Here is a 26,391-nt window from a genome sequence, read left to right as displayed (position 1 = left end):
TCGCGCCGCGACGATTCACCCGGTACACCGGACGAAGGCCGAAAAAGTGTCAGGGACTCGGCGATTAATTTGTAACGGCCGCGCCCTCAGCGCGCCGCCACGGTGACCCAGTACGGCGTCATGCGCTGGATCCGCACCGGCAGCGTCTTCTCCAGCAGGCGCAGGCCGGCGTCGATGTCGTTCAGGGGAAAGGCGCCCGACACGCGCAACTCGGCCACCGCCGGATCGCAACGCAGGAAACCGCGGCGGTAGCGCGCCAGTTCCGCCACCAGGTCGGCCAGGCGCCAGTTGCGCGCGGCCAGCATGCCGTCCTCCCAGGACGCCAGCGCGGCGTCGGCGGCCGACTCGGGGCCGATCCGCTGCGCGTCGAACACGGTCTGCTGTCCCGCCTGCAACACGCGCTGCGCGTCGCTGGCGGCCGGCCGGATCGCCACCGCGCCGTCGAACACCGCGACGCGGATGCCGTCGCGCTCGTCCCGCACCATGAAGCGCGTGCCCAGCGCCTGCACCGAGCCCTGCGCGGTGCGCACGATGAACGGCCGATGGACCGGCGCCGGGTCCTTGCCGGTGGTCAGCAGGATCTCGCCCGCGCGCAGCCAGATCACGCGCTGCTCGGCGGTGTACTGGATATCGACGGCGGTGGCGGTGTTCAGCAGCAGGCGGGTGCCGTCCGCCAGTTGCATGCGGCGCTGCTCGCCGGTGGCGGTGCGCGCATCGGCGCTCCATTCGTGCCACGGCAATGCGCGCCAGGCCAGCCAGGCCGCCGGCCCCAGCAGCAGCAGGCCCGCCACGCTGCGCAGCGCCTGGCGCCGGCCGGGCCGCTCCAGCTGCCGCAGCGTGCGCGCGCCCAGATCGGGCGGTACCTGTCCGAAGCTGCGCAGCATGTCTTCCACCCGGGCCCAGGCGGCGGCATGCGCCGCGCTGCGGCCGCGCCAGCGCTCGAAGGCGGCGCGGTCCGCGGCCGACAGGGTCTCCGACTGGAAGCGCACCAGCCAGCCGGCGGCCTCTTCCAGGACCGCCGTATCCGGGGTGGCGCTCACGCGGCGCCCCCCTGGTAGGCGATGAGGCAGGCCGTCAGCGCTTTTTGCATGTGGCGCTTGACCGTGGCCAGCGACACGCGCTGCGCGCGGGCGATATCGGCATACGCCATGCCGTCGAATTGCGAGGCCAGGAAGATGGCGCGGGTCTTGGCGGGCAGCGTGCGCAAGGTGGCGTCGATGGCGTACAGCGTTTCCAGGATCAGCGCCCGCACTTCCGGCGACGGCACCTCGCGCGGCGGCAGCTGCGCGGCCGCGCATTGGTAGGCGTCTTCCAGCGCGCGGCGGCGCCAGTGGTCCACCACCAGGCCCTTGGCGATATGGGTGAGCAATGCGCGCGGCTCGTCGCCGCCGCCGGCGCGCACCCGCGCCGCCATCAGGCGCACGAAAGTGTCGTGCGCCAGGTCGGCGGCATCGAACGAGTTGCCGAGCTTCTTGCGCAGCCAGACGGACAGCCAGCCGTGATGCTCTTGGTAGATCCGCGTAACGGCGTCGGTGGGCAGGGATTCGGTCGAGGACACGGCGCGGCTCGCGGTGGAATCTAAATGGGAATTGTTACTATTTTATCCCATTCCGGATTCCCGATTCCCCGCTCGCCACGGAGACGCGAATGCCGCGCAGGCACGGCATTCACCCCCGACACCGCTAGAACGTCGCCTTGAGGTTGAGGAACACATTGCGCGGTTCGCCGTAATACACCTGATTGGCCACGCCGCCCAGGTAGTACTTCTTGTCAAACAGGTTGTTCACGTTCAATTGCGCCGACAGGCGGGAATTGAAGTCGTAGCGCGCCATCAGGTTGAACAGCGCGTAGGCCTTCTGCTTGGCGGTGACGCTGCCTTCGTCCAGCTCCACGTTGGTGTAGGTGCTGATCTGCCAATTGACGCCGCCGCCCAGGGTCAGCTTGCTCCACGCGCCCGGCAGGCGATAGGTCGTGAACAGCATCGCCGTGGCGCGCGGCCGCTCGGTGTTGACCGACACGCCATGCACGTCGCGGCTGGTGTAGTACGTGCCGCCCAGCGTGGTGTTCCAGCCCGGCGCCATCTGGCCGGTCACTTCCATCTCGATGCCGCGCGTGGTCACGCCGTCGGCGGTCTTGTAGGCGCTGTCGGTCGATCCCGGCACGATGTAGCCGGCGTCCGGCACGCCCGTCTTGCTTTCCTTGACCTTGAACAGCGCCAGCGATGCGTTGAGCCTGCCGTCCAGGTACTCGCCCTTGACGCCCACTTCGTAGTTCTGCCCCTCGACCGGATCCAGGTAATTGCCGTTGCGGTCGCGATAGTCCTGCGGCTGGAAGATGTCGGTGTAGCTGACGTAGGCCGAGTAGGTGCTGTTGATGTCGTACACCAGGCCGGCGTAGGGAATCAGGCGCGAGTCCTTCTGGTCGCGCGTCGGGGAGCGCGATTGCCAGGTCGCGTAGCGGCCGCCGGTGATGAGGGTCAGGCTGTCGTTCAGCGACCAGCGCGCCGCGGCATAGGCGCCGCGCTGATGCGTCACGGTGTCGCGCAGCGTCGAGGTGGTCCAGTCGGGCTGCGGATACTTGCCATCCCAATCGTAGAACGAGCCCGTGTCCGGCATGGCGCCGGCGCGGCCATAGCTGTAGAAATCCTCGCTGTAACGGCTGCGCATCGCGCCCAGCACCAGCTCATGGCGACGCCCCAGCAACTGGAACGGCCCCTTGACCTGCAGGTTCAGCGCGGTCTGCTGCGCGTAGGAATTCCAGTAGCCGGGCAGCGCGCCCAGGCCGGCGCCGGTTTCCCGGTCGGGCTGGCCGTACAGATACAGCAGCTTGGCGTCGTACTTGCTCTTGCGCAACGACCAGTCGGCCTTCGCCTCCCAGTCGTTGTCGAACCGGTGCGTGAGCGAGGCAAACGTGGTGCGCTGCGTGGTGTGCCAATAGGTCCAGTCCGCCGCGGTGGTCTTGGAGCGGCGCCAGTCTGTGGGCGTGCCGTCGCTGAACACCACCGGCAGGCTACCCCAGGTGGTGCCGCGCGGCCGTTTGTCCTGCGAGTCCATGCCGACGCTGAGCGTGGTCGACGGCGTCAGGTCGGCATCGATCACGCCGTAGAACACCTTCTTGTCGGCGTGATACAGATCGATGTAGGAGTCCTTTTTCTGGTACAGCGCCACCATGCGCGCGCGCACCGTGCCCGCCTGGTTCAGCGGCGTGCTCAGGTCGAGCGAACTGCGGAACTGGTTCCACGAGCCGGCGCCGACGTTGACGGAACCGGTGAATTCGCGGCTGTTGGCATGCTTGCGCACCAGGTTGATCGAGGCCGACGGATTGCCCGCGCCGGTCATCAGGCCGGTGGCGCCGCGCACCACCTCGATGCGGTCGTAGATGATGGAATCATTGTCCGACTCGCCATACATCGACAGGCCGATCGTGGTGGGAACGCCATCGTATTGCAGGCTGTCGATGTAGAAGCCGCGCGACCAGAAGTCGGTGCGGTCGCTGTCCTCTGCCACCACCTGCACGCCCACCACGTTGCCCATCACCTCGTCCAGCGAACGCAGGTTCTGGTCCTCGATGCGCTGGCGCGTCACCACCGTGACGGACTGCGGCGTTTCGCGCAGCGACAGCGCCAGCCCGGTGGCCGCCGACGTGGCCGGCGTGGCGTAGGAACCCGATCCCTCTGTCACCGCGGGATCGCCGGTGCCCAGCACCTTCACGGGCGACAGGCTGGCCACCTCCTCGCCCTCGCGCGTCAGCACGATGCTGTCGCCCTGCCAGCGATACGACACGCCGGTCCCCTGCAACACGCGGGCCAGCGATTGCTCCGGACTGCCGCTCATGCGCAGGCCCGGCGAGCGCAGACCGGCCACCAGCTCGGGCGCGTAGAACACGCGCTGACGAGTCTGCGCGGCCCATTGCAACAACGCGTCGCCCAGCGGCATCGGAGCGATGTCGACGGCGACCGCGGGCGTCTGTGGCTGGGCCTGGGCCGCGCCGCAGGCGCCGGTCGCCATGGCCAGCGACAGCGTCAGGGAGGAAAGGGTAAAGCGGGGCGTGGCGCACGGGCGGCGCCTGGAAGGAGCATTCACGATCAGCAGCGGTTTCGGTTCGACAGGAAAGTCCCTTCGGGGGGACGCGGCGCGACGCGCCTTCCTGGGTAGAACGATGCCGCTGCGAAAAAACCTGAATGCCGGGCCCGATTATTTTGTAACGGCGCAAGCGTCTAGCGCGCCGAGATGTCGATGGCGCCGTCCGCCGCCGGCGCCAGCTTCACCGGCGCCACCGCCGGCAGCGCTTCCAGCAGGGCCTCGGGGCGATCCAGGCTGAACGAGGCCGAGACGCGCAAGCGCCCGGTCTTGCTATCGGCCAGGCGCAACGGCGTAGCCAGGTAGCGGTTCATTTCGCTGACCACCTCGGCCAGCGGCGCATTCTTGAACACCACCCGGCCCGTCTGCCAGGCCAATGCCGTATCGACATCGGTGGGCGCCGGCACGCCGATGGCGCCGCTGCCGGGCACGCGGATGCCGTGTCCGTCGCGCAGCACCGCCAGGCCGAGATTCCACCAATGGCCGCCGGTGACTTCCACCGTGCCGGATCGCACCAGCACGGTCACCACGTCCTCGTCGCGCCGCACGTCGAACACGGTGCCGGTCACACGCACGTCGCCGCTGCCGGCGCGCACGATGAAGGGACGTTCGGCCTCCGGGCTGACGCTGAAGAGGATTTCGCCGCCTTGCAGCTCGATCTCGCGGCGGCCCGCGTAAAACTTGACCTCGGCCAGCGTATTGCCGTTGATGTCGAGCACGGAGCCATCGGGCAGCGTGACCTGCTTGCGCTCGCCCCGATCGGCGCCCACCACCATGGTGTAGGTAGGCGCCTCGCGCGGCAGGCTCCACCAGGTGACCAGCGCCACCAATGCCAGCGCTCCGCAGGCGAAGGCCATGCGCAGGGGCGCCGTGATGCGGCGGCGGGAGGGACGGGCCGGCACCGCGCCGCCCAGCAGATCGCGCACCCGTTCGCGCGGCAGTTGCCCGGCGACCTGCCCCAGTTGCTGCATGCGGTCGAACTCGCGCGCCGCGTCCGGCTGCTCGCGGCGCCAGCGCGCAAACGCGCGCCGCTCGCGCCGCGTCATGTCGCCCGAATGCCAGCGGGCAAACCACCAGGCGGCGGTGGCGGGCTGGCGCGGATCGTCGGCATCGCGGGAAAAGGACTCGGTCATCGTCGGCTGTCGCCCGCACCGTGGCGCGGAACTGGAGTGAAGGAAGACTGCGTCACGGATTGTGTTCGCGCAGGCGTTCCCGCACGTGTTCGATCGCTCGCATGACGTAGCGTTCAATCATATTCTTGGACAGGCCCATGTAGGTGGCCACCTCGGCCTGGGTCCAGCCCTCGATGCGGTTCAGCACGAAGGCCTGGCGGCACTTGGAGGGCAGCTCGGCCAGCACCCGGGCCAGGTCATCGGCCAGGCGCGCCGCGCGCACCGGCGCTTCGGGGTCGGCCTGCACGGGTTCGTCGTGCTCGCCCAGCTCATCCAGCGGCACATGCTGCTCGCGCCGCTGGCGCCGCCAGCGGTCGATCAGCCGATGGCCGGCAACCTGGAACAGATAGCCGCGCGCCTTGGCCGCCACGCTGCCGTCGGCCCGGAGCAGGTGTTCGATCGCATCGTGCGCGGCATCCTCGGCGTCATGCCGGTTGCCCGAACGGCGGCTCCAGGCGCCGATCAGCTCGTCATAGCAGGCAAGCCATCCGGGGCGGGGCGAAGCGGGGCGGGACATGGAGCGATCCGGTGGCGTAGGGTGGCGACGCTGCGGATTTTACAAACAATTCTCATTACCGCAAGCCCGCCGGGTCGGTCCGCCCGTGTCCGCGCCTCAGTAATCCATCGGCACGTGGCTCTGCGCCGCGCGCAACTCCTGGATGTGCCGCTCGGCCTCTTCGCGCTCGACCGCCGGCGGCAACGCGCGCCAGCTCACCATGTTGCCGGGCGCCTTGGCCGGCATCCAGCCCAGTACGCTGTACAGCGTGATCGCGGTGCCGCCCGTATCGAACCGCGTTTCGTAGTAACCCTGCCGTTCCGGCGTCGTGTCGCCGGACACCCATTCCAACTGCGACATCCTGTCTCCCTCTTGATCCAGCCTGTATTGAAGCCGCGGGCCCGCGAGGTCCGCGTTCGATCGTATAGCGTTGCCTGTCTCCTGATAAGCGCACGATGCGCCCGCTTTTCAATTCTTGACAGAGGGGAAACCCCAGGATTTTTCCGAAACGCGATTGCTAAATCGGGAACTCAGGCGCTAGGATGCAGCAAAGGATTCTTACAAACCGGGGCGGGCGACACGGCCGCGCCCCGGCAGACCCCTCTCGGTAACGGGCTTTTTAGGGCAGACCGGTATGCCGACATCCCGCTTCATGCGCTATCCGAAAGATCGGCTGGCGGCACTGGCCAGCGCCAACGCGCTACGGGCCATCCGCGAAGGCCTGCTCTGGACGATGCCATGCCTGCTGGTGGCCGCGCTGTTCCTGGTGCTGTCGGTGCTGGCCCGCCAGTTGGGGATGCCGGCGCCGGTGGCCGAGATCCTGGCCGGCGTGCATACCCGGCTCAACGCCGTCATGCCGATCCTGGTCAGCACCTCGGTCGGCTACATGATGTCGATCCGCTATCGCGTGCCCAACCTGCCGGCGGCATTCCTGTGCCTGTCGTATGTCGTGATCGCCGAGGGACTGCTGGCGCCCTACCCGCACGCCGCCGCCACCCTTATCCTGTGCATCGCCATCCTGCTGCCGCTGGGCAGCGTGCCCCTGCTGGCCTGGCTGCACCGGCGCCACTGGACCCGGCTGGCGCCGGACGGCCTGATCGGCGAGAACGTGCGCGGCACCCTCAACATGGTGATACCGGGGGTGCTGACGGCGGGCGTGGTGGCGCTGGCGGTCAGCGCCCTGCTGCGGATTCCGGGCGTGGCGCAGTTCGACATCCCGCTGGACCTGGCCTCGCTCGAAAGCCCCTTTACCACCGGGCCGGTGACGGCGGCGTTGAACTCCATCTTCTGGTTCTTCGGCATCCATGGCTACCACGCGATGTCACCGGTCATCGACGTACTGGACCAGGCCACGGCGCTGAACGCGGCCAGCGCCGCCGCCGGCTACGAGGGCATGTATGCCCTGAACGGCACGCTGCTGGGCGCCTTCGTCTTCATCGGCGGGGCCGGCGCGACGCTATCGCTGGTGGCCGCCATCCTGTTGTTCTCGCGCAGCGAGTCGCTGCGCCTGCTGGCCCTGGCCAGCATTCCGGTGTCGCTGCTGAACGTCAACGAGATCCTGCTGTTCGGCCTGCCGCTGATCCTCAATCCGCGCCTGCTGCTGCCGTTCATCCTGGCGCCGGTCTGCAATGTGCTGATCGCGCTGGCCGCGGTGCAGGCCGGCTGGATGGCGCCGGCCAGCGTCACCCTGCCGCTGACCTCGCCGGTGCTGCTCAACGCCTATCTCGGCGCCGGCGGCCACGTCGGCGGCGTGGTGCTGCAGGTGTTCCTGATCGCGCTCGGCACCTGCATCTACGCGCCGTTCGTGGTGGCGCTGGAGCGCCAGCGCAAGGCGGACGCCACCGTCTACTTCAAGTCGCTAGACACCACCTTCCCGCGATTGCAGGAAGAATCGCTGCTGTTCGCGCACGACCCGGTGGTGTCCACCTATGCCAACCGCGCGCGCCGCAGCGCCGAGATTTCGCGCATCCGCGCCATCAGCGAATACGACTTCTATCTCGAATACCAGCCGCAGGTGTCGCTGCGCAGCGGCCGCTGCACCGGCTGCGAGGCGCTGCTGCGCGCCACCGGCCCGGAAGGCACGCAACAGGCGCCGCTGGAATTCCTGCGCTGGCTGGCGCAGGCCGACCTGATGCGCGAAGTGGATCTGTGGGTGGCAAAGCAGGCCGTGCTGCAATGCCATGCGTGGCGCAAGGCCGGATTCACCCTGCCGCTGACCGTCAATGTGACCAGCGGCACGCTGACCTCGGAGTCGTACCTGGACAAGCTCGTCAAGGTGCTGGAGCAGGCCCGCGGCCAGGTGTCGGTGGAACTGACCGAGGACGCGCTGGTGGAAGACGCCCAGGCCCTGCACACCGCCTTCGACCGGCTGCACGCGATCGGCTGCAAGGTCTACATCGACGACTTCGGCACCGGCTATTCGGCGTTGAGCTACCTGCACCAGTTCGAGATCGACGCGGTCAAGATCGACCGCAGCTTCGTGCTGGCGCAGGCCAGCGAGCGCGGGGCGCAGGTCATGAGCGGTCTGCTGCGCTTTTGCGAGGCGCTGGACCTGCGGATCATCGTGGAGGGGGTGGAAACGCCGGCGCAACTGGCGGCGCTGGAATCAAGCGCCGAGATCATCGTGCAGGGATGGGTCTACAGCAAGGCGCTGTCCGGCGACGCCATGATGGCGTTCGCGCGGAGCCGGCAGCCGGCCCCCGCGCAACGCGACAACGCCGCGGCTATTTGATGCCGATGAACGGCAGCGCCGCGCCCGGCACCTGGGTCGACGGCAGCACGCCGTCCCATTTCTCGACCGCGTTCAGGCTGACCAGGTTGGTGTTGGCGGCCAGCGCCTCGGCCTTGGCGCGGATCGACGCGGCCTCGGCTTCGCCGCGCATGCGGATGCCGTCGGCCTCGGCGGTGAACTGCTGGCGGCGCGCGTCGGCTTCGGCCTTGGCCTTGACCACCTGGATCTCGGCGTTGATCATCGCCGTTTCCTTCTGCTGGCGGGTAGTCTCGATCTGCACCTGCGCCAGCATGCGCTGTTCGATCGAGTGCTCGTAGGCCTGCGAGAAACCGACTTCCTCGATCTGCACGCCCACCACCTGCACCGGCGCGCCTTCCATGGTCTTGAGCACGGCGTTGTTCACGTCCAGGCCCAGCTTCTGGCGTTCCTGGATGGCGCGCACCGCGGTGTACTGGCCGAACACGTTCTTGACCGCGTCGGGCGTCTTGCGTTCGAGCACGCGCATCTGCAGGTTGCTGATGGTGCCGTACTCGGAATACAGCTCGGCCACGTGCTCGGGCGGCACGCGGTAGGTGACCGACACGCGCAGCGTGGCCGGTTGCTGGTCATAGCTATAGGCTTCGAGCTTCTCGAACACGAAAGTGTGGTCGCGCACCGACACCGTCATCACGTTGTCGATGAAGGGCGTCTTGAAATCCAGGCCCGGCTCGGACACGCGCACCAGCTTGCCGTTGCGCAGCACCACGCCGCGTTCGCCCTGGTCCACCTGGAACCACGAGCCGAACGCCAGGCACAGGATCAGCACGAACAGCACGCCCGTGATGATGGCCACCTTCAGGCTGCGCGGTTTGACGGACTTGACGATCTGGAGGTCGGTCGGCTTCACTTTCAGTCCCTTTCTGATTTGTTGCGTTTACGATCCGAGAGCACGGCGGCGATGCCGCGCGCAAGTAAATAGGCGACCACGGCCGCCCCCACCAAGATCAGGAAATATCGCATCTGGCATTCCCCCCCGGAATAGAAGCGAGCGATTCTAGCCCGAGTCAGCGGCGTGAAAGGTTACGGTTGTTGCAATAGGAAAAACCGCTTGCCAATGGAGATGGTGCGCGTTCCAGCATTGCGGTACGCTGCATGGGCCTTAACTCCGGGTGCCCATCATGCGCCGCTCGATCGCCATTTTCGTGACCGCCTTGGCCTGTACCACCCTCCTCGCCCCCGCCTGGTCGGCGCCGCCTGAAAACCGCGGCAAGCCCGATCACGCCGGCAACGGCAACGGCAATGGCAACAACAAGGGCAATGGCAACAGCGGCGGCAAGAACAAGGGCAACGGCAAGGATGCCGACACCAACGTCAGCGTCACGCTGAGCACCGCGGGCATCAGCATCTCGACCGCGCGCGGCTACGCGGTGCAGGCTGGCGCCACCGGCTATGGCTCCCTGCCGCCCGGCATCCGCAAGAACCTGGCGCGCGGCAAACCGCTGCCCCCGGGCATCGCCAAGAAGATGGTGCCCGGCCCGATGTTGGCCCGGCTGCCGGTGCATCCCGGTTACGAGTGGCGCGTGGCCGGCAATGACCTCATCCTGATCGCCATCGCCACCGGCATCGTCGCGGACGTGCTGGCGGGCGTGTTCGACTGAAGCGTATCGACTGGCCGCCTGGCTAGTCGTAGTAGGCCAGGCCCAGCCGCGCCAGGTCGTCCGGATAGTCGAAGTAGGCTTCGTCCAGCGCATGCAGGCGCGCCTGCTCGGCCTCGGTCATGGCGCCGTAGATATCGTTCAGTTCGATCACTTCGGGCGCGGCCTCGAAACGATCGACCAGGCCGCGCATGTCCGCCAGGATGGCGCGCGTGCGCGCCGCGCCGATCTTGCCCAGCGCCAGCAGCGCCAGCTGGCAGGTCGGATCGCCCCAGTTGCACAGGAACTGCATGAAACCGCCGTTGTTGATGTCGGCTTCCATGCGCCACAGCGCAACCAGCTCCTGCTCACGCTGCGGCAGGCTTTCCAGCTTCCACTCCACCGCCCGCAGCGCCGCCAGCGCGCCCTCGTAATGCGCGTCCCACAACAGGTCGCGCACGTTCAGCATGCCCGCGGCCGAAGGCGCCAGCAGCGCGGGCCACACCACGCCATGGTCGTCGTCCACCAGTTGCCACTGTTCGCGCTCGGCCGGGCTGGCCTTTTCCAGCCGGATATGCCGCCGGATCGGCTCGCGCAACGTGCGGCCGTCGGCCAGCGTCAGCAGGATGTGGGTCTCGGTCAGCGCGAGATGGCGGATGCGGTAGTCGGCGGACATGCGATGTCTCGAAGCGTAAGCGGAAGGAGGCGGGACGCGCTGAAAGATAGCGGATCGCGCCACGGCCGTCGAGCCGCGGCGCGCCCGTTTATCGTTCCTAGCATCAGGCCGCACACTGTTACGCCCGCGCATGGCCTATCTGCTACCGTAAAGCCTGCCCCGGGCCCGGCCCGCGCGCCGTGTCCGCCATGTCTTCACAGGGAGATCGACAATGCCGCGCCCCTCCGCGTCCACGCCCCTGATCGGCGTGATTCCGCCCTATGTCCTGGACCGTCTGGCGCAGCACGCCGATGCGCGTGTCAGCATGCCGGCTGTCAAGACACTCATCATCGACCAGCAGCAGCGCGGATTGCGTGAAATGGCGGCGCGGCCGTCGCGGGCCCAGGTGGCGGCGCCGCGCGCGTCGGCTGCCGTCGGCACGCCGCAACGCGCGGTGCACGACGCGGCCAACACCACCGCCCTGCCCGGCAAGCTGGTGCGCGCCGAAGGCGCGAAGGCCAGCGGCGACGCGGCGGTGGATGAAGCCTACGATCACCTGGGCGCCACCTACAAGCTGTTCCACGATGTCTATCAGCGCGACTCGATCGATGGCGCGGGCCTGCCCCTGGTGGGCAGCGTGCATTACGGCGAAGACTACGACAACGCCTTCTGGAATGGCTCGCAGATGGTGTTCGGCGACGGCGATGGCGAAGTGTTCAACCGCTTCACCGTGGCGGTCGACATCATCGGCCATGAACTGACGCACGGCGTCATCGACAGCGAAGCGGCGCTGGCCTACCAGGGCCAGTCGGGCGCGCTCAACGAATCGCTCTGCGACGTGTTCGGCGCGCTGGTCAAGCAATACGCCCTGAGCCAGGACGCGCGCGAAGCCGACTGGCTGGTGGGCCAGGGCCTGTTCCTGCCGAAAGTGCAGGCCCGCGCCCTGCGTTCGATGGCCGAGCCCGGCAGCGCCTACGACGACCCGGTGCTGGGCAAGGATCCGCAGCCGGCGCACATGAGCGGCTACGTCGATACGCCGCACGACAATGGCGGCGTGCACATCAACTCCGGCATTCCGAACCGCGCCTTCTATCTGGCCGCGACCGCCCTGAAGGGGCCGGCCTGGGAAGTGGCCGGCCGCATCTGGTACGACACGCTGCGCGACAAGCGGCTGCGCCACGATGCCGACTTTGCCGCGTTCGCGCGCCTGACGCTGGACGTGGCCCGCGGCGCGCACGGCGAGGCCGCGCACAAGGCCGTCGCCGGCGCCTGGGCGGTGGTGGGCGTCCAGCCATGATCGACCTGCCTCCGCTCGAACTCGCGTTGCGCGTCAGCCTGACGCGCGAAGGCGGCCTGGCCTACCTGCCCGGGCTGGCGCGCACCCGCAGCATCGACCTGACCTCCTGCCCGTCCGACTTGCGGCAGGAGGTCGGCGAGGCATTGCGGCGCACCGCGCCGCTGGCCTCGCCGGATTGCGCCGCCCAGGGTGGCGACCAGCGCTACTTCCATGTGGAACTGGCATTCCGCGATCCGGCCAGCGGCGATACGGCCAGCCTCGCCTTCGACGTGCCGGAAGCGCAGGCGCCCGACATCCTGGTGCGCCTGTGGCGCGCCCAGGCCGGCGGCTAGAAAGCGCCGCTAGCGGCGTGCGCCGGCGTCACTCTGCCGCGCGTCGCGGCGCCTGGGCCGGATGCGCGCGGAACGCGCCGATCTGGATCGCGCGGCCCGCCAGCAGGCCGCAGCCCGCCATCGCCAGGCACAATGCGGCGCACAGCCCGAGCGCCGCGGACCAGCCCCCCAGCCGGTCGTGCAGGGCGCCAACCAGCGCCGGCCCGCTGGCCGCGAACAGGTAGCCGACGCACTGCGCCATGCCCGACAGCGCCGCCGCCTGCTGCGCATGGCTGGCGCGCAGGCCCACGAACATCAGGCCCAGGATGATGCCGCCGCCCGTGCCCAGGCCGAGCAACACGATCCACAGCGTGGCCCAGCCCGGCGCCACGATCAAGCCGACGAACGCCACCAGCGAGGACAGCGCCGAGCAGAACGCGGCCGCGCGCTGGTCCTTCATGCGCCGCACCACCGGCGCCAGGAACAGCGCCGGCCCGGCCGACATCAGCTGCAGCAATCCGTGCAAAGAGCCGGCGCGCTCGGCCGAGTAGCCCGCATCGCGCAGGATCGCCGGCAGCCAGCTCACGCCCACGTAGAACACGAAGGAATTGATGCCCAGGTAAAGCGTCACCTGCCAGGCCAGCGCGGAATGCCACAGCCGGCCGCCATGCGGCGCGTGCGCGGTGGACGCGGCTGGCGGCGTATGGTTGGCCAGTTGCGGCAGCCACAGCAGCACCCCGGCCACGGGAATCACCAGCAGGCACAACGCCGAAAAGCGCCAGCTGCCGCCCGCCAGGCTGGCCAGCGGCACCGCCAGGGCCGACGCGGCGCCGGCCGCGATGCTCATGGTCAACACATAAGCCGAGGTCAGGCCCGCCACGCGCTGCGGGAAATCGCGCTTGAGCAGACTGGGCAGCAGCACGTTGCCGACGGCGATGCCCGAGCCGATGACCGCCGTGCCGGCATACAGCGCCCAGGTCTGGCCCTGGCTGCGTAGCACGATGCCGCCGCCGATCAGCAGCAGCGCGGCGAACAGCGTGCGCTCCAGGCCATGGCGACGCGCCATGCCGGCCGACACCAGCGAAACGATGGCGAACGCCAGCAGCGGCAACGTGATCAGCATGCCGGCGGCGGTATTCGACAGGCCGAGCTGTTCACGGATCAGGCCGACCAGCGGCGGCATGCCCGTGACCGGCGCGCGCAGCGCCATGGCGATGAAGAGGATGCCCACGATCAGCAGAACGGGGCGTTGGGAAGCGGGGGAGGAAGCGGAAGGAATCATGCCGTCAGCTTAGGCAAAGCCGTCTCTGCTGAATTTCGAGATAATGACAAGATATCCCTAAATTCAGCCAAGGCAGCGCCGCGCCATGTATCCGCCGCACGCCCACAGCCCCTATTTCGATCCCGATACGCCCACGCAATGGACCTACGCCATGCGCGTGGAGGCGGCCCGCAACGAACACGAATCGCCCACCCATCGCCACCGCATGGGCCAGTTGGTGCTGTCGCTGCAAGGCGGGGTGACCAGCTTCGTGCCGCAGGGCCTGTGGATGGTGCCGCCGCGCTGCGGCGTGTGGATCCCCGGCGGCGTGCCGCACAGCAACCGCGTCACCGACAACGGCCGGGTCTGCTTCCTGTTCGTGCCGGCGGACACGCCCGGCCTGCCGACGCAATGCTGCACGCTGGCGATCACGCCGCTGGTGCGGGAAATGGTGGCGCACCTGGCCGACCTGGCGCCGGCCGACACCGCCCTGCCCGCCAACCGCCGCCTGGCCGCCGTGCTGATCGAGCAGTTGACGCGGATGCCGACCGAGCAGTTGCACCTGCCGCTGTCCGACCATCCGCGCCTGCGCGAGATTGCCGCGTCGCTGCGTGCCAATCCCGCCGACCGCAGCACCGCGGCCGAATGGGGCCGGCGCCTGGCCATGAGCGAACGCACGCTGGCGCGCCTGGTGCGCCAGGAGGTCGGCATGAGCTTCGGCCGCTGGCGCCAGCAGATGCATATCGTCATGGCGCTGCAGCGGTTGTCGTCGGGCGTGTCGGTGCAGCGCACCGCCGAAGACCTGGGCTACGAGTCGGTCAGCGCCTTCATCACCATGTTCCGCAAGACGCTGGGGCAGACGCCGGCGCGCTACTTCGCCGACAAGGCCTAGGGCCACGGTTGCCCTGGAAAGACGCGGCGCCACGCGGCGGCGCGGCGGACCGGGCGCGCCGCTTCAGTCCTTGGGACCCGCCACCAGGAACAGCCGCGGGAACGGCAGCAGCACGGTGCCATCGGCCAACGCGGGATAGGCGCGCGCAATCTCGTCCCGATAGCGCGCCAGGAACGCCGCCTGTTCATCAGCGTCCAGCTTGTTCAGATAGGGCCGCAGCGCCGTGCCCTTGAACCATTCCACCACCGCCTGCGCGCCGGCCAGCGGGTGCATGTAGGTCGTGCGCCACACGTCCAGTCGGCCGCAATGCGGCTTGAGCAGCTCGTAGTACCAGGCGGCGCTGTGGCGCGGCGGGTGCTTGACGCCGCCGATCCTGGCGGCCCAGGGGCCGTCGGCGGCGACCTGGCGCGCCAGCTTGTGGGCCGGCTCTTCCAGGTTGTCCGGCGTCTGCACCGCCAGGCTGCCGCCCGGCGCCAGCTTGCCCACCAGGCGCGGATACAGGGTCGCATGGTCGGGCACCCACTGCAGCGCGGCGTTGGCCAGGATCACGTCGTACTGGCGCGGCGGATTCCAGGTTTCGATGTCGGCCAGTTCGAACGCGATCGACGGCAGGCGCTTGCGCGCCGCCTGCACCATGTCGTCGGAGCTGTCCATGCCGGTCACGTTGGCCTGCGGGTAGCGGGCGGCCAGCACCTCGGTGGAGTTGCCGGGGCCGCAGCCCAGATCCACCGCGTGGCCGACCTGTTCGTTCGGCAGAGCGGCAACCAGGTCGCGCACCGGGCGGGTGCGTTCGTTTTCAAAGGCGGAATACTGTTTGGCGGACCAGGTCATAGCGGCTCCTTGCGTGGGTCTGGGTACGTTTCGCACTCTACGCCGCGTCATTCCATATGACAAATATATATATGGCTACACATTCATATTTACAGGATATGTCGACACCCTGTCAGAATGCGGCTATTCCCCCCTTCCGGAACCTGATGAATGCCCCCGCAGCTGGTCCTGTTGCCCGGCATGGACGGCACCGGCGATCTGTTTGATCCGCTGCTGTCCGCGCTGCCCCCCGCGCCACCGCCCGTGGTGCTGCGCTATCCCGCACGCGAGCCGCTCGGTTACCCCGCGCTCGAACAGCGCGTGCGCCAGGCCCTGCCCGCGCAGGCGCCCTTCGTGCTGCTGGCCGAATCCTTCTCGGGACCGCTGGGCGCCGCCATCGCCGCCGCGCCGCCGCCAAACCTGCGCGGCCTGATCCTGTGCGCCTCGTTCGTGCGCGCGCCGCATCCCCGGCTTGGCCTGGCGCGGCCGCTGGCCAACTGGCTGCCGGTCACGCTGCTGCCGCGCGCGGTCCTCCATCACCTGTTGCTGGGCGCCCATGGCACGCCGGCGCTGCGCGCCGCGCTGGACCGGGCCGTCGCGCAGGTGGCGCCCGCCGTCATGCGGGCCCGCCTCCAGGCCGTGATGGCCGCCGACCAACGCGCGGCATTTGCCGGCGTGCGCCTGCCGCTGCTGTACCTGCGGGCGCGCCACGACCGCGTGGTGCCGCCCGCCGCCGCCGCGCTGGTCAGGCAATTGGCGCCGCAGACCCTCCTGGTCGACATCGACGCGCCGCACTGCCTGTTGCAGTCCGCGCCCGAGGCCGCCGCCGCGGCCATCATCGGCTTCATGCGCACGCTTGATCCGGCCCCCGCCGCCGACGTGTGAGCAAGGCCCCCCACGCCGCGCCTTCGGCTTGCTGCCCCCGAGGGGGCTTTTTCATCTTGAGGCGGCTCGGCGATGAAAAAGGCCCCCCACGCCGCGCCTTCGGCTTGCTGCCCCCCGAGGGGGCTTTTTTCATCTTGAGGCGGCTCGGCGATGAAAAAGGGCCCGCCATGGGCGGGCCCCTCACACGCGCCGTACGCGCTTACTCGGTCTTCAGTTCAGGCTGCGACGCCCCCGAGCGGGTCTTCCACAGCGAGAACAGCACGCCGCCGCCGATCAGGCCGAAGGTCACCGACAGCGACACCACGGCGGGAATCTTGCCGATGAAGCCGACCAGGAAGATCTTCGTGCCGATGAACACCAGTACCAGCGACAGCGCGTACTTCAGGTAGTGGAAGCGATGGATCATCGCCGCCAGCGCGAAGTACAGCGCGCGCAGGCCCAGGATCGCGAAGATGTTGCTGGTGTACACGATGAACGGGTCGGTGGTGATGGCGAAGATCGCCGGCACCGAGTCCACCGCGAACAACAGGTCCACGAACTCGATCAATACCAGGGCCAGGAACAGCGGCGTGGCCCAGCGCACCGTCTTGCCGGTGGCCGCATCCGGCTCGCGCACCCAGAAGGCGTTGCCGCGCAGGCCATCGGTCACGCGCATGCGGCGCTTGAGGAACTTCAGGATCGGGTTGGTGGCGATGTCCGGCTCCTGGTCGGCGATCATCCACATCTTGATGCCGGTGAACACCAGGAACGCGCCGAACAGATACATCAACCAGCCGAAGTTGCTGACCAGCGCGGCGCCCAGGCCGATCATGATGGCGCGCAGCACGATCACTCCCAGGATGCCCCAGAACAGCACGCGGTGCTGGAACTGGCGCGGGATGGCGAAGAAACTGAAGATCAGCGCGATCACGAACACATTGTCCAGCGACAGCGATTTCTCGATCAGGAAGCCCGTGTAGTAGGCCATGCCGCTGGCCGGGCCCATCTGCCACCAGACCCAGCCGCCGAACAGCAACGCGGCCGAGATGTAACCCGCCGACAGCAACAGGCTTTCGCGCACGCCGATTTCGCGGTCTTCCTTGTGCAGCACGCCCAGGTCGAAGACCAGCAGGGAGATGACGATGCCGATGAACAGCAGCCAGCTCCAGGCCGGCGTGCCGGCGAAGTCGGCTTGTAGAAATGAGAGCAAGGCTTCCATGATGTTCCCGCTTGTGTGTGAAGGCCCTCATGATCCGGATCCCGGGCCGATGGAGAAATCAGCCTGAAAGTGAGTTATGGTTCGAAAAAACCGAAGTGAACATCGCCATGCTCAATTACCGCCACCTGTATTACTTCTGGATGGTCGCCAAGGAAGGCGGCTTCTCGCGCGCCGCCGAGCGCCTCGACATGGCCATCCAGACCATCAGCGCCCAGGTGCGCGAACTGGAAAAGAACCTGGGCCACCAACTGCTACGCCCGGCGGGCCGCGGCGTGGCCCTGACCGACGCCGGCCAGGCCGCTTTCGCCCGCGCCGAGGAGATCTTCCAGATCGGCCAGGAACTGCCGCAGGAAGTCCGCGCCGCCGCCACCAAGCCGGTGATCCGCCTGTCGGTGGGCCTGTCGGACGGCATCTCCAAGCTGGCCGCGCACGCGCTGCTGGGGCCGGTGCTGGACACCCCGGACCTGCGCCTGACCTGCCACGAGGGCGAGGTCGAGGAACTGCTGGGCGAACTGGCGCGCCACCACCTGGACCTGGTGCTGGCCGGCCAGGGCGCGCCCGCCAACCCCAACCTGCGCCTGACCAGCGATCGGCTGGTGTCCTCGCCGGTCGATTGGTACGGCCCGGCGCGGCTGGTGCGCAAGGCCGACACGCAGGACTTCCCCCGCTGCCTGGAGCGCCTGCCGGTGTTGCTGCCGACCGGCCATTCGGTGCTGCGCCAGACGCTGGACCGGTGGTTCAATGAACAGGACCTGCGGCCCAACGTGGTCGGCGAGTTCGAGGACAGCGCGTTGATGTCGGTGTTCGCCGCGCGCGGCCTGGGCGTGTTCCCGCTCAGCCGCCTGGGCGGTGACGACGTCGGCCTGCTGCGCGGCCTGCGGCCGCTGGCGCGCTGCGACAGCGTGCACGAGGAAATCCACGGCATCCGCAACCGGCGCGGGCAGCACCACCCGCTGGTGCAGCAGATACTGGCGCATGCCAAGACTTCGGTTTTTTCTTAATGATTGTCACAAAGACGCTGGTTTTTCAGAATCCGTTTCCGCTCTATCGTGGCGTTTCTTTCCTGAATCACCGGAGTACCGCAACAATGAAGAAAATCATCTGGATCGCTTTCGCCGTACTGGCCGCGTTATGGACGGGCCTGGTAGCGCTGACGCTGCAGCTGGCGGACTGGGTGCTGGCGACCATCGCCTCGACCCAGGTGCCGGGCGCCGCCGCGATCGGCTCGGCGCAGTGGCAGGCGCCCGCGTGGGCGGCCCCCTGGGTCGACGCCGGCCTGATCCAGTCGCTGCAGTCGGGGCTGGTGTGGCTGGTGGACCTGCTGAACCAGGTCCTGCCCGCGGCCGGCAGCCTGGGCACCTGGATCGCGGTGCTGGGCTGGCTGTTCTGGGGCTTCATCATGGCCGCCCTGCTGATCCTGGCGCTGATCCTGCACTGGCTGGCCGGCAAGCGCCCGCAGGGCGACGACCCCGGCCGCCAAGTGGTGTAATAAGGCAGGCAACGCGGCGTCCCGGCGCGCTGCCTCCTGACAGGAGCGTACCGTGCCGTCCCGACTATTCCGCGCCGCCATCCTGCCCGCCGCCGTCCTGGCGGCGGCGTCCGCGCAAGCAAGCACACCGCCCTATGGCGTCGAGGTGTGCACGCTGACCGGCACGTCCGGGCAGTACAGCGTGCGGGTCCGCAACACCGGCTCGGCGCCGCTGGCGCGCGCCGAGGTCACCGGCGTGCGGCTGGATGCGGGCGGCCAGGCGCGCGACAACATCACGGTCAGCCTCGGCGCCATCCCGCCCGGCCGCTACGAAACGGCGATCCTGGCCCGCCATGGCGAATCGGCGGCGCTCGTCAGCATCGCCACCTACCAATCCGTCAATGGCGCCGAGACCCGGCAAGAGGAGTTGTTCGCCGGCAAGGTCGCGCACGTCTCGCCTGGCTCGGCGCTGCAATACACGCTCGCGCCGCTGGCGGTGCGCGGTTGGACGGTGGCCTATGGCGGCCCCAACGCGCCCACTCTGGCTCCCGGCAGCGCCGTGCTGCTGGCCTACCCCGCACGCAGCGGCAAGAAGCTGGACACCCGGCCGGAAGCGGGCCGCGCGCCGGCCATGGTCACCCCGCTCAAGCCCTGCCCGGTGCCCCGCGGGCACTGAACGGCGCCCGCCGCGATAGCCCCCCCGCCGGGCGGCGACCGCCGGCAAGGGCGCGGGCATCCGCGCGGCGCCATGGCGTCATGAGGTGGACGATGCGCCGGCGTGGCGGGGGCACAGCCCCCTTAAGTGCCGTGCAGCAGGTCGCGCTCGTTCAGCAGCGCATAGACGATCTCGGGCCGGTTGTCGAAGCCGCGGCGGATGGCGGCGGGAATCGAGGTGCGCGTCTTGCGGCACAGGCCGGGCTGGTCGTCGAGCTGGATGGCGATGCCGCGCGAGGTGCGCACCTCGTTGTCGCTGGGAACGATGCGCACCACGATGCCCAACTGCGCCTGCATGCGGCCCTGCATGGCGCGCAGGTCTTCCAGGCTGGCGATGTTCTCCAGCCGCGCCACCAGGCGCTTTTCCTCTTCCTTGGTGAGCCGCAGGATGCGCACGTCCGCCGCCGGATCGGCCAGCAGCCGTTCGCGGTCGCACATACAGGCGCCCGGCGGGCATTCTTGTCGGATGGGGAACGGAAGGTTCATGGCACGCGCATCGCAAGCTATCCGATGATTCTACCCAGGAACTTCCGGCCGCCGCGACCCTCTGCCCGGCCCGCGCGCGGCGCCGCCGCTCGGGCATAATGCGCCGAGAAGAAATCCGGGAGGCGCTTCCTTGAAAATGTTCCTGCTCGCGGCGGTGCTGGCCGGCTTCAGCGCCGGCGCGCTGGCCCGTGACCATGCCTACGACATCAAGCCGGGCCTGCGGGCGGTGGTGAACATCGACGGCGCCGCGGAGCAACGCGTCAGCGCGCGCGTCGGCAAGGGCGCCCCGCAAGCGCTTGCCCGCCTGGACGACGAGACGGTCGACGTGTTCGAGACGCCCGACATCGACCACGACGGCTATCGCGACCTGGTCATCGGGCAAAGCGGCGGCGCGGGCCAGGTCCATGCCCGGCTGTTCCTGTACCGTCCCCAGGAGCGCCGGTTCCAGGAAATCGTCCACCCGGCGCCCGACGCCAGCCCGTGCCACCGCTTCGTCAATCCGGTATTCGACGCCAGGCGGGCGGCATTCACGACGGGCTGCCGCTATGGCGCCGATCGCAACGGCACCGAAGACTACGCGCTGCGCGCCGACGGCACGGCGCGGCCGCTGCGGTGGACCGCCCAGGCCCTGTTCGACCTGGAGGACACGGCCTTCGACCTGACCTACGGCTTCCATGAAGACGGCACGGTGGCGGACATCGCGATCGACGGCGACGGGTGGCCGCTGGACGGCAACGGCACGGTGCCCTTCGACCGGCTCGACCTGTACGACGCGCCCGACGTGCAGGCGCTGTCGGCGCGGGCCGCCAAGGCGGGCGACCGGCTCGACATCATCGCGCTGCGGCCGCACTGGCTGCAGGTCCGCCTCGCCGGCGCGGACGCGGATGCGCCGGCCAAGTGGGTCCGCTATGCCGACCTGCTGATCGACAAGCACCGCTATGCGCCGCCGCAACGCCCGCCCGCCAGCGGCCTGGCGCTGTCGGTGTTCGGCCACCTCGGCACCACGCTGTACGAAGCCGCCGGACGCTTCACGCTGCACGTGAGCAATCTCGGCCCCGGTTCGGTGCGCCTGCAATCGCCGCGCGTCTGGCTGCTGTTCATCGACTCACAGGACCGCCGCACGCTGCAACCCCTGTACCAGCGTCCCCCGGTGACGCTGGCGGCGCCCGCCGAAAAGGACGCCGCCGCGCCGCCCCGGCCCGCGTACGGCGACAGCGCGGCGCGGCCCGCCCCGCCCGCGACGGCGCCCCATGTCGCCCAATGGGCCGACGACCCGGTGCTGTGGCGCCAGGATGACCGTGGCGACTTCGGCTACCGCGTCAGCGCCGGCAACGGCCAATACGTGCCGTTCTTCCCCGACCTGGCGCCGGGCCGCTACCGCCTGGTGGTGGTGCTGACCGACCCAGCCGCCGCGACCGGGCCGGTCTACTCGAACGCCATCGAGGTCGACCTGCCCTTCCCCAAACGGCAATGATCCCGGTCCCGCGCCGCCGCCCGCAGGCATGAGAGCCCCCGCCTCCCATTGGCGCCGCCGCGCCCGCGCCATCGGCGCGGGCCTGTGCGCGGCCGTCCTGCTGGCCGCCTGCGCCCTGATCGCCGCCGGCTTGCTGGCGGACGGTCCTGAGGCCGACGTCGCGGTGGTGTTGGGCAACACCGTGGCGCCCGATGGCCGCCCGTCGCCGCGCCTGGCCGCCCGGCTCGACCGCGCCTACGATTGCTACGCCGCCGCGCGCTGCCGCGTGCTGTTCGTCAGCGGCGGCGTCGATCCGGCCGGCCACGACGAAGCGGCGGTGATGCGCGACTATCTGATCGCGCGCGGCGTGCCGGCCGGCCAGGTGGTGGCCGACAGTCTCGGCAACGACACCTGGGCCACCGCCACCCACGCCAGCGCCTATATGCGCGAACATGGCTACGCCAGCGCCATGGCCATCACGCAGTACTTCCATGTGCCGCGCACCATGCTGGCGCTCAAGCGCCATGGCGTGCAACAGGTCGGCGGCGCCTCGCCCCGCTACGCCGAGGCGCGCGACCTGTATTCGATCCTGCGCGAGCTGCCGGCCATCGCCTGGTACGCGCTGCGGCCGCTATAGTTTCCCTTCCTCTCTTTCCACAGACGCTACCGTGCATATCTTCCACAATCCCGTCCACGGCAAACACGATGGCCGCCAGGAAATGTTCCGCGGCAAGCTGGTGCCCTGTCACGAGACCCCGGCCCGGCTCGAATACGTGCTGGACGCCCTGCGCCAGCGCGGCATCGGCACGCTGCGGGCGCCGGCCGCGCCCGACCTGGACCTGATCCGCCGCGTGCACAGCCCGCGCTACGTCGACTTCCTGCAACGCGCCTGGGCCGACTGGATCGCGCTGGACCCGGCCAACGCCGAGCTCGACATCCTGCCGTCGGTATGGCCGGTGCGCGGCTTCCGCCACGACATCGCGCCCAGCAACTTCGCCGCGCGCGTCGGCCTGTTCTCGTTCGACAGCGGCAGCCCGCTGACGTCGGGCACCTGGGAAGCCGCCGCCGCCGGCGCGGCCTGCGCCATCGACGCCGCGCGCGCGGTCGCGGGCGGCCACGGTCCGCGCGCCGCCATGGCGCTGACGCGCCCGCCCGGCCATCACGCCGGCGCCGACTTCTTCGGCGGCTACTGCTTCCTGAACAACGCCGCCCTGGCGGCGCAGGCGCTGCGCGAGGCCGGCGCCGAACGCGTCGCGGTGCTGGACATCGACTACCACCACGGCAACGGCACGCAGAGCATCTTCTACGAGCGCGGCGACGTGCTGACCGTGTCGGTGCATGGCGACCCGACCACCGAATATCCCTTCTTCCTGGGCTATGCCGACGAACCCGGCCAGGGCGCCGGCCTGGGCGCCAACCTGAACCTGCCGCTGGCGGCGGGCACCGACTTTGCCGTCTGGACCGAGGCGCTGGAACAGGGCCTGGCCGCCATCGGCCGCTTCAAGCCGGACGCGCTGGTGATCGCGCTGGGCGTGGACACCTACGAAGGCGATCCGATCTCGAAATTCAAGCTGCGCAGCGCCGACTATCTGCAGGTGGGCGCGCGACTGGCCCGGCTGGGCCTGCCAACGGTGTTCACCATGGAAGGCGGCTACGCGGTGGCCGAGGTCGGCACCAACGTCGCCAATGTGCTGGAAGGCTACGCCGGCTGAGTGGACGCGGCCAGATGGCAGGGTCGCCGGCCTTGACCGGCGCGACGCGGGCGGACAGCCCGGACCAGCGGTTCCGCGCCACGCCTGCCGCGCCCTCGGGCGCGGCGGTCTTTTCCAGGATCAGGCGCCGCGCGGCCCGCGCCGCCACCACAGCGCCTCGCACAGCCACAGCAAGGGCCAGGCGAGCAACAGTCCGACCAGCAAGGTAGGTAGCCACGGCGCGGCCGCGGGCGGCGTGCCGCCTTGCAGCCAGGCCGGGCTGTAGAGCAGGAAACCTGAGACGAAGCCGCGCGACCAGATATCGCGAAAGCCCGCGCCACGGCCCAGCGCCGCGGCCAGCATGCATACGATGACGAAGAACGCGTCGCCCGCGGCGCGATACCAGCCCGGAATGACCTGCGGATCCAGCGGCCGATACATGGCGATGGCGATCAGCAACGCGCCCAGCACCAGGGCGCGCGCCCAATTGAACGAAGTCCCCGTGTCGCTGCCGCGTACTGGCGTCCTCTTCCCGTCAGTCACGCGTTTCCAGCGCCTTGTTGATGCGCAGCGCCAGCAGCGTGCAGGCGGTGCCCGACAGCAGGTAGATGCTGACCGCCACCAGGCCGAAGCGTGCCGACAACCCCAACGCCACCAGCGGCGCGAAGGCCGCGCCAACCAGCCAGGCCATGTCGGTGGTCAATGCGGCGCCGGTATAGCGAAAGCGCTTGGTGAAGTTGGCCGTGACGGTGCCCGACGCCTGCCCGTACGACAGCCCCAGCAGCGCGAAGCCGATCAGGATGAACGCGTCCTGCGCCTTGGGGCTGCCGCCCAGCAGCCATGGCGTGAACAACGCGAACACGCCGATCAGCGCGGCCAGCAGGCCCAGCGTGGTGCGCCGGCCGATGCGGTCGGCGATCCAGCCCGAGGCGATGGTGCCCAGGATGCCCACGCCCGCGCCGATGATCTGCACGATCAGCACATCGGAGATCTGCTGCGTGGCGCTGACCGCGATCCACGACAGCGGGAACACCGTCACCAGGTGGAACAGCGCATAACTGGCCAGCGCCGCGAACGCGCCCAGGAACAGGTTGTAACCCTGCTCGCGCACCATCTGCGTGGTGCTGATGGGTTCCAGTTCGCCTTCTTCGAGCAGTTGCGTGTATTCCTCGGTCAGCACCAGCCGCAGCCGCGCGAACAGCGCCACCACGTTGATGGCGAAGGCGACGAAGAACGGATAGCGCCAGCCCCAGTCGAGAAAGTCGGCCTCGGTCAGCGTCAGGTGCAGGAACAGGAACAGCGCGCTGGCGATCATGAAGCCGATGGGCGCGCCCAGCTGGCCCAGCATCGCGTACCAGCCGCGGCGCTGGGGCGGCGCGTTCAGGGCCAGCAAGGACGGCAGCCCGTCCCAGGAACCGCCGAAGGCCAGCCCCTGCAGGCAGCGGAACACCGCCAGCAGCACGATGGCATGCGAGCCGATGACGTTATAGCCCGGCAGGAAAGCCATGCCGACCGTGGCGGTGCCCAGCAGGAACAGCGCGATGGTGAGCTTGGTGCCGCGCCCCCAGCGCCGCTGGATCGCCATCGACACCGCCGTGCCGATGGGACGCGCGATGAACGCGAACGAGAAGATGACAAAGGCCCACAGCGTGCCTTCGAGCTGCGGTTCGAACGGGAAAAACACCCGTGGAAACACCAGCACGCAGGCGATGCCGAAGACGAAGAAGTCGAAGTATTCGGAGGCGCGTCCGATGACGACCCCCACGGCGATTTCGCCCGGCGCCACCTTGGCGTGGCTGGCTGCGCCCCCTGTCGCGCCCGGACCGGGCAAGGGGGAGGCATGACCGGGATACTGCGTGGTGGTCGCCATGTGAGTGCTCGCTGAAAGGAGGTTTTGAAAAACGCCTTGTCTACGCTTTTTGCAACACACTCGTACACACATGCGCCAAGGCCCCGTGGACCGCGGCGCGATCTCGCCCGGCCCTGCCCCGCACGCCTTTCCGTGCATACTTTTGCTCTTTTTACCCTAGATTTTTCGCGGCTTCCAGCGTAGTGTTGCGTTTAACTCCCACGGTTACGTTTCGGGGTATGGCCATGCCGTCTTTCCCAAGGCTCCGCGGATTGTTGCTGTTAGCCGCCCTGCCGTTGCTCTCCGGATGCAATGCGGTATTGCTCTCGCCATCAGGCGACATCGCGGTGCAGCAGCGCAACCTGATCATCATCTCCACCGGCCTGATGCTGCTGATCATCGTGCCGGTGATCTTCCTGACTTTCCTGTTCGCGTGGCGCTATCGCGCCAGCAACCGCGACGCGCACTACGACCCCGACTGGAACCACTCCACCATGCTGGAGCTGCTGATCTGGGCCGCGCCGCTGCTGATCATCATCGCGCTCGGCGCGCTCACCTGGGTCAGCACCCACCAGCTCGATCCCTACCGTCCGCTGGCGCGCCTGTCCGAAGGCCGCGAGGTGCCGGCCGGCACCAAGCCGCTGGTGGTCGAAGTGGTGGCGCTGGACTGGAAGTGGCTGTTTCTCTACCCCGAACAGGGCGTGGCCGCGGTCAATGAAATGGCCGCGCCGGTCGACCGCCCGATCCAGTTCAAGATCACCTCGTCCACGGTGATGAACTCCTTCTTCATCCCGGCGCTGGCCGGCCAGATCTACGCCATGCCGGGCATGCAGACCACGCTGCACGCGGTCATCAACCATCCCGGCGAATACGAGGGCCTGTCGGCCAACTACAGCGGCGCGGGCTTTTCCGGCATGCGCTTCCGCTTCCACGGCCTGGACCAGCAGGGCTTCGACAAGTGGATCGCCGACGCCCGCGCCTCCGGCGCCGCGCTTGGCCGCGACACCTACCTGAAACTGGAGCAGCCCAGCGAACGCAACCCGGTGCAGCGCTACGCCAGCGTCGCGCCTGGCCTGTTCGACGCCATCGTCAACCGCTGCGTGGAACCGAACCGCATGTGCATGAAGGACGCCATGGCGATCGACGCCGGCGGCGGCATGGGCATTCCCGGCGCGCGCAACATCGCCAGCCTGGACGAGGCCACGCGCGAGCGCCTGGGCCTGGCCGATACGCCGCCGCGCAAGTATGTCGGCGCCATGTGCACCTCGGCGGCGGAGTTGGCGCTGTAGCCCACACGGCCGCGCCGGCGCAGCGTCGCATCGCGTGAAAT

At 68.9% G+C, this 26,391-nt stretch carries 27 protein-coding genes; 13 read left to right on the top strand and 14 right to left on the bottom strand.

All coding sequences use genetic code 11. From position 1 onward, the window contains the following. Nucleotides 1-86 precede the first annotated feature (86 nt). The 6 genes from HV742_RS10465 to HV742_RS10440 form a co-directional block, all read right to left on the bottom strand. A complete protein-coding gene (locus tag HV742_RS10465; RefSeq protein ID WP_068950734.1) occupies nt 87-1,040 on the bottom strand; it encodes a FecR domain-containing protein in 954 nt (317 codons plus the stop codon). Further along, nucleotides 1,037-1,558 carry a sigma-70 family RNA polymerase sigma factor gene (locus HV742_RS10460; RefSeq protein ID WP_175145007.1) on the bottom strand — a complete coding sequence of 174 codons (522 nt, stop codon included), beginning with the start codon at nt 1,556-1,558 and terminating at the stop codon, nt 1,037-1,039. Before HV742_RS10460 ends, HV742_RS10465 begins: the two co-directional genes overlap by 4 nt. Nucleotides 1,559-1,682: 124 nt before the next feature. Beyond that, the gene (gene fhuE, locus HV742_RS10455) at nt 1,683-4,091 is read right to left on the bottom strand and encodes a ferric-rhodotorulic acid/ferric-coprogen receptor FhuE (protein WP_175145089.1); all 2,409 of its coding nucleotides are present in this window, start codon (nt 4,089-4,091) and stop codon (nt 1,683-1,685) included. A 125-nt stretch (nt 4,092-4,216) separates the two neighbouring features. Then, nucleotides 4,217-5,212, bottom strand: coding sequence for a FecR family protein (locus tag HV742_RS10450; protein ID WP_175145006.1), 996 nt, complete (start codon nt 5,210-5,212; stop codon nt 4,217-4,219). Between the two features lie 52 nt (nt 5,213-5,264). Then, nucleotides 5,265-5,768, bottom strand: a complete 504-nt coding sequence (locus tag HV742_RS10445) for an RNA polymerase sigma factor (RefSeq protein ID WP_049075830.1) — start codon at nt 5,766-5,768, stop codon at nt 5,265-5,267. 96 nt (nt 5,769-5,864) lie between these two features. Next, nucleotides 5,865-6,107 carry a hypothetical protein gene (locus HV742_RS10440; protein ID WP_049075832.1) on the bottom strand — a complete coding sequence of 81 codons (243 nt, stop codon included), beginning with the start codon at nt 6,105-6,107 and terminating at the stop codon, nt 5,865-5,867. Between the two features lie 274 nt (nt 6,108-6,381). On the opposite strand from HV742_RS10440, the gene HV742_RS10435 reads away from it, so the two are divergent. Next, nucleotides 6,382-8,478 (top strand): EAL domain-containing protein, encoded by a 2,097-nt coding sequence (locus HV742_RS10435; RefSeq protein WP_054415307.1) that lies wholly within the window; start codon nt 6,382-6,384, stop codon nt 8,476-8,478. Here HV742_RS10435 and HV742_RS10430 read toward each other — a convergent pair. Further along, entirely contained in the window at nt 8,471-9,364 is an 894-nt protein-coding gene (locus HV742_RS10430; RefSeq protein ID WP_049075835.1) for a prohibitin family protein, read from the bottom strand. The two genes, HV742_RS10435 and HV742_RS10430, sit on opposite strands and share 8 nt — an antisense overlap. 271 nt (nt 9,365-9,635) lie before the next feature. On the opposite strand from HV742_RS10430, the gene HV742_RS10425 reads away from it, so the two are divergent. Then, complete coding sequence (locus tag HV742_RS10425) at nt 9,636-10,115, top strand: anti-virulence regulator CigR family protein (RefSeq protein WP_054500871.1); 480 nt, start codon at nt 9,636-9,638, stop codon at nt 10,113-10,115. A gap of 22 nt (nt 10,116-10,137) precedes the next feature. Here HV742_RS10425 and HV742_RS10420 read toward each other — a convergent pair whose 3' ends face one another. Then, nucleotides 10,138-10,767, bottom strand: coding sequence for a DMP19 family protein (locus HV742_RS10420; RefSeq protein ID WP_049075839.1), 630 nt, complete (start codon nt 10,765-10,767; stop codon nt 10,138-10,140). Between the two features lie 211 nt (nt 10,768-10,978). Between HV742_RS10420 and HV742_RS10415 the strand changes: the two genes are divergently transcribed. Further along, nucleotides 10,979-12,043, top strand: a complete 1,065-nt coding sequence (locus tag HV742_RS10415) for a M4 family metallopeptidase (protein ID WP_175145003.1) — start codon at nt 10,979-10,981, stop codon at nt 12,041-12,043. Then, a complete protein-coding gene (locus HV742_RS10410; protein WP_059272478.1) occupies nt 12,040-12,375 on the top strand; it encodes a protealysin inhibitor emfourin in 336 nt (111 codons plus the stop codon). The genes HV742_RS10415 and HV742_RS10410 overlap by 4 nt, the downstream gene beginning before the upstream one ends. A 28-nt stretch (nt 12,376-12,403) precedes the next feature. Here the strand turns inward: HV742_RS10410 and HV742_RS10405 are convergent, their stop codons facing one another. Next, on the bottom strand, nt 12,404-13,636 hold the full coding sequence (locus tag HV742_RS10405) for an MFS transporter (RefSeq protein WP_302478779.1): 1,233 nt from the start codon (nt 13,634-13,636) through the stop codon (nt 12,404-12,406). 85 nt (nt 13,637-13,721) lie between these two features. On the opposite strand from HV742_RS10405, the gene HV742_RS10400 reads away from it, so the two are divergent. Continuing rightward, nucleotides 13,722-14,507, top strand: a complete 786-nt coding sequence (locus HV742_RS10400; protein ID WP_054415299.1) for an AraC family transcriptional regulator — start codon at nt 13,722-13,724, stop codon at nt 14,505-14,507. Between the two features lie 63 nt (nt 14,508-14,570). Here HV742_RS10400 and tam read toward each other — a convergent pair whose 3' ends face one another. Then, nucleotides 14,571-15,338, bottom strand: coding sequence for a trans-aconitate 2-methyltransferase (gene tam, locus HV742_RS10395; RefSeq protein ID WP_175145001.1), 768 nt, complete (start codon nt 15,336-15,338; stop codon nt 14,571-14,573). A 150-nt stretch (nt 15,339-15,488) separates the two neighbouring features. Here tam and HV742_RS10390 point away from each other — a divergent pair, with 150 nt between their 5' ends. After that, nucleotides 15,489-16,202, top strand: a complete 714-nt coding sequence (locus HV742_RS10390) for an alpha/beta fold hydrolase (RefSeq protein ID WP_175144999.1) — start codon at nt 15,489-15,491, stop codon at nt 16,200-16,202. A 199-nt stretch (nt 16,203-16,401) separates the two neighbouring features. On the opposite strand, the gene HV742_RS10385 is transcribed toward HV742_RS10390, so the two are convergent. Beyond that, a complete protein-coding gene (locus tag HV742_RS10385; protein ID WP_006387384.1) occupies nt 16,402-17,400 on the bottom strand; it encodes a TerC family protein in 999 nt (332 codons plus the stop codon). A gap of 107 nt (nt 17,401-17,507) precedes the next feature. On the opposite strand from HV742_RS10385, the gene HV742_RS10380 reads away from it, so the two are divergent. The 3 genes from HV742_RS10380 (at nt 17,508) to HV742_RS10370 (ending at nt 19,544) form a co-directional block, all read left to right on the top strand. Then, a complete protein-coding gene (locus tag HV742_RS10380; protein WP_049078061.1) occupies nt 17,508-18,401 on the top strand; it encodes a LysR family transcriptional regulator in 894 nt (297 codons plus the stop codon). An 86-nt stretch (nt 18,402-18,487) separates the two neighbouring features. Then, nucleotides 18,488-18,889, top strand: a complete 402-nt coding sequence (locus tag HV742_RS10375; protein WP_175144997.1) for a hypothetical protein — start codon at nt 18,488-18,490, stop codon at nt 18,887-18,889. Between the two features lie 52 nt (nt 18,890-18,941). Beyond that, nucleotides 18,942-19,544 carry a hypothetical protein gene (locus HV742_RS10370; RefSeq protein ID WP_054415294.1) on the top strand — a complete coding sequence of 201 codons (603 nt, stop codon included), beginning with the start codon at nt 18,942-18,944 and terminating at the stop codon, nt 19,542-19,544. A gap of 122 nt (nt 19,545-19,666) precedes the next feature. Here HV742_RS10370 and HV742_RS10365 read toward each other — a convergent pair whose 3' ends face one another. After that, a complete protein-coding gene (locus tag HV742_RS10365) occupies nt 19,667-20,068 on the bottom strand; it encodes a hypothetical protein (RefSeq protein ID WP_049075855.1) in 402 nt (133 codons plus the stop codon). 136 nt (nt 20,069-20,204) lie between these two features. Here HV742_RS10365 and HV742_RS10360 point away from each other — a divergent pair, with 136 nt between their 5' ends. From HV742_RS10360 to HV742_RS10350, 3 genes are read left to right on the top strand one after another with little or no spacing between them, the layout of a single operon-like run. After that, nucleotides 20,205-21,542, top strand: coding sequence for a hypothetical protein (locus tag HV742_RS10360; protein WP_175145086.1), 1,338 nt, complete (start codon nt 20,205-20,207; stop codon nt 21,540-21,542). A 28-nt stretch (nt 21,543-21,570) separates the two neighbouring features. Beyond that, a complete protein-coding gene (locus HV742_RS10355; RefSeq protein ID WP_175144994.1) occupies nt 21,571-22,158 on the top strand; it encodes a SanA/YdcF family protein in 588 nt (195 codons plus the stop codon). Nucleotides 22,159-22,189: 31 nt separating this feature from the next. Beyond that, nucleotides 22,190-23,233 (top strand): histone deacetylase family protein, encoded by a 1,044-nt coding sequence (locus HV742_RS10350; RefSeq protein WP_175144992.1) that lies wholly within the window; start codon nt 22,190-22,192, stop codon nt 23,231-23,233. 120 nt (nt 23,234-23,353) lie between these two features. On the opposite strand, the gene HV742_RS10345 is transcribed toward HV742_RS10350, so the two are convergent. Next, a complete protein-coding gene (locus tag HV742_RS10345; protein WP_175144990.1) occupies nt 23,354-23,755 on the bottom strand; it encodes a hypothetical protein in 402 nt (133 codons plus the stop codon). Then, nucleotides 23,748-25,082, bottom strand: coding sequence for an MFS transporter (locus tag HV742_RS10340; protein ID WP_049075865.1), 1,335 nt, complete (start codon nt 25,080-25,082; stop codon nt 23,748-23,750). Before HV742_RS10340 ends, HV742_RS10345 begins: the two co-directional genes overlap by 8 nt. A 224-nt stretch (nt 25,083-25,306) precedes the next feature. Here HV742_RS10340 and cyoA point away from each other — a divergent pair, with 224 nt between their 5' ends. Continuing rightward, complete coding sequence (cyoA, locus tag HV742_RS10335; protein ID WP_100503462.1) at nt 25,307-26,350, top strand: ubiquinol oxidase subunit II; 1,044 nt, start codon at nt 25,307-25,309, stop codon at nt 26,348-26,350. Nucleotides 26,351-26,391 lie beyond the last annotated feature (41 nt).

Origin of the sequence: Achromobacter ruhlandii, assembly GCF_902859695.1 — a bacterium.
In the GTDB taxonomy this organism is placed as follows: domain Bacteria; phylum Pseudomonadota; class Gammaproteobacteria; order Burkholderiales; family Burkholderiaceae_B; genus Achromobacter; species Achromobacter ruhlandii.
The sequence above is the reverse complement of the archived record's forward strand: the minus strand, read 5'-3'. Positions and strand labels throughout refer to the sequence as shown.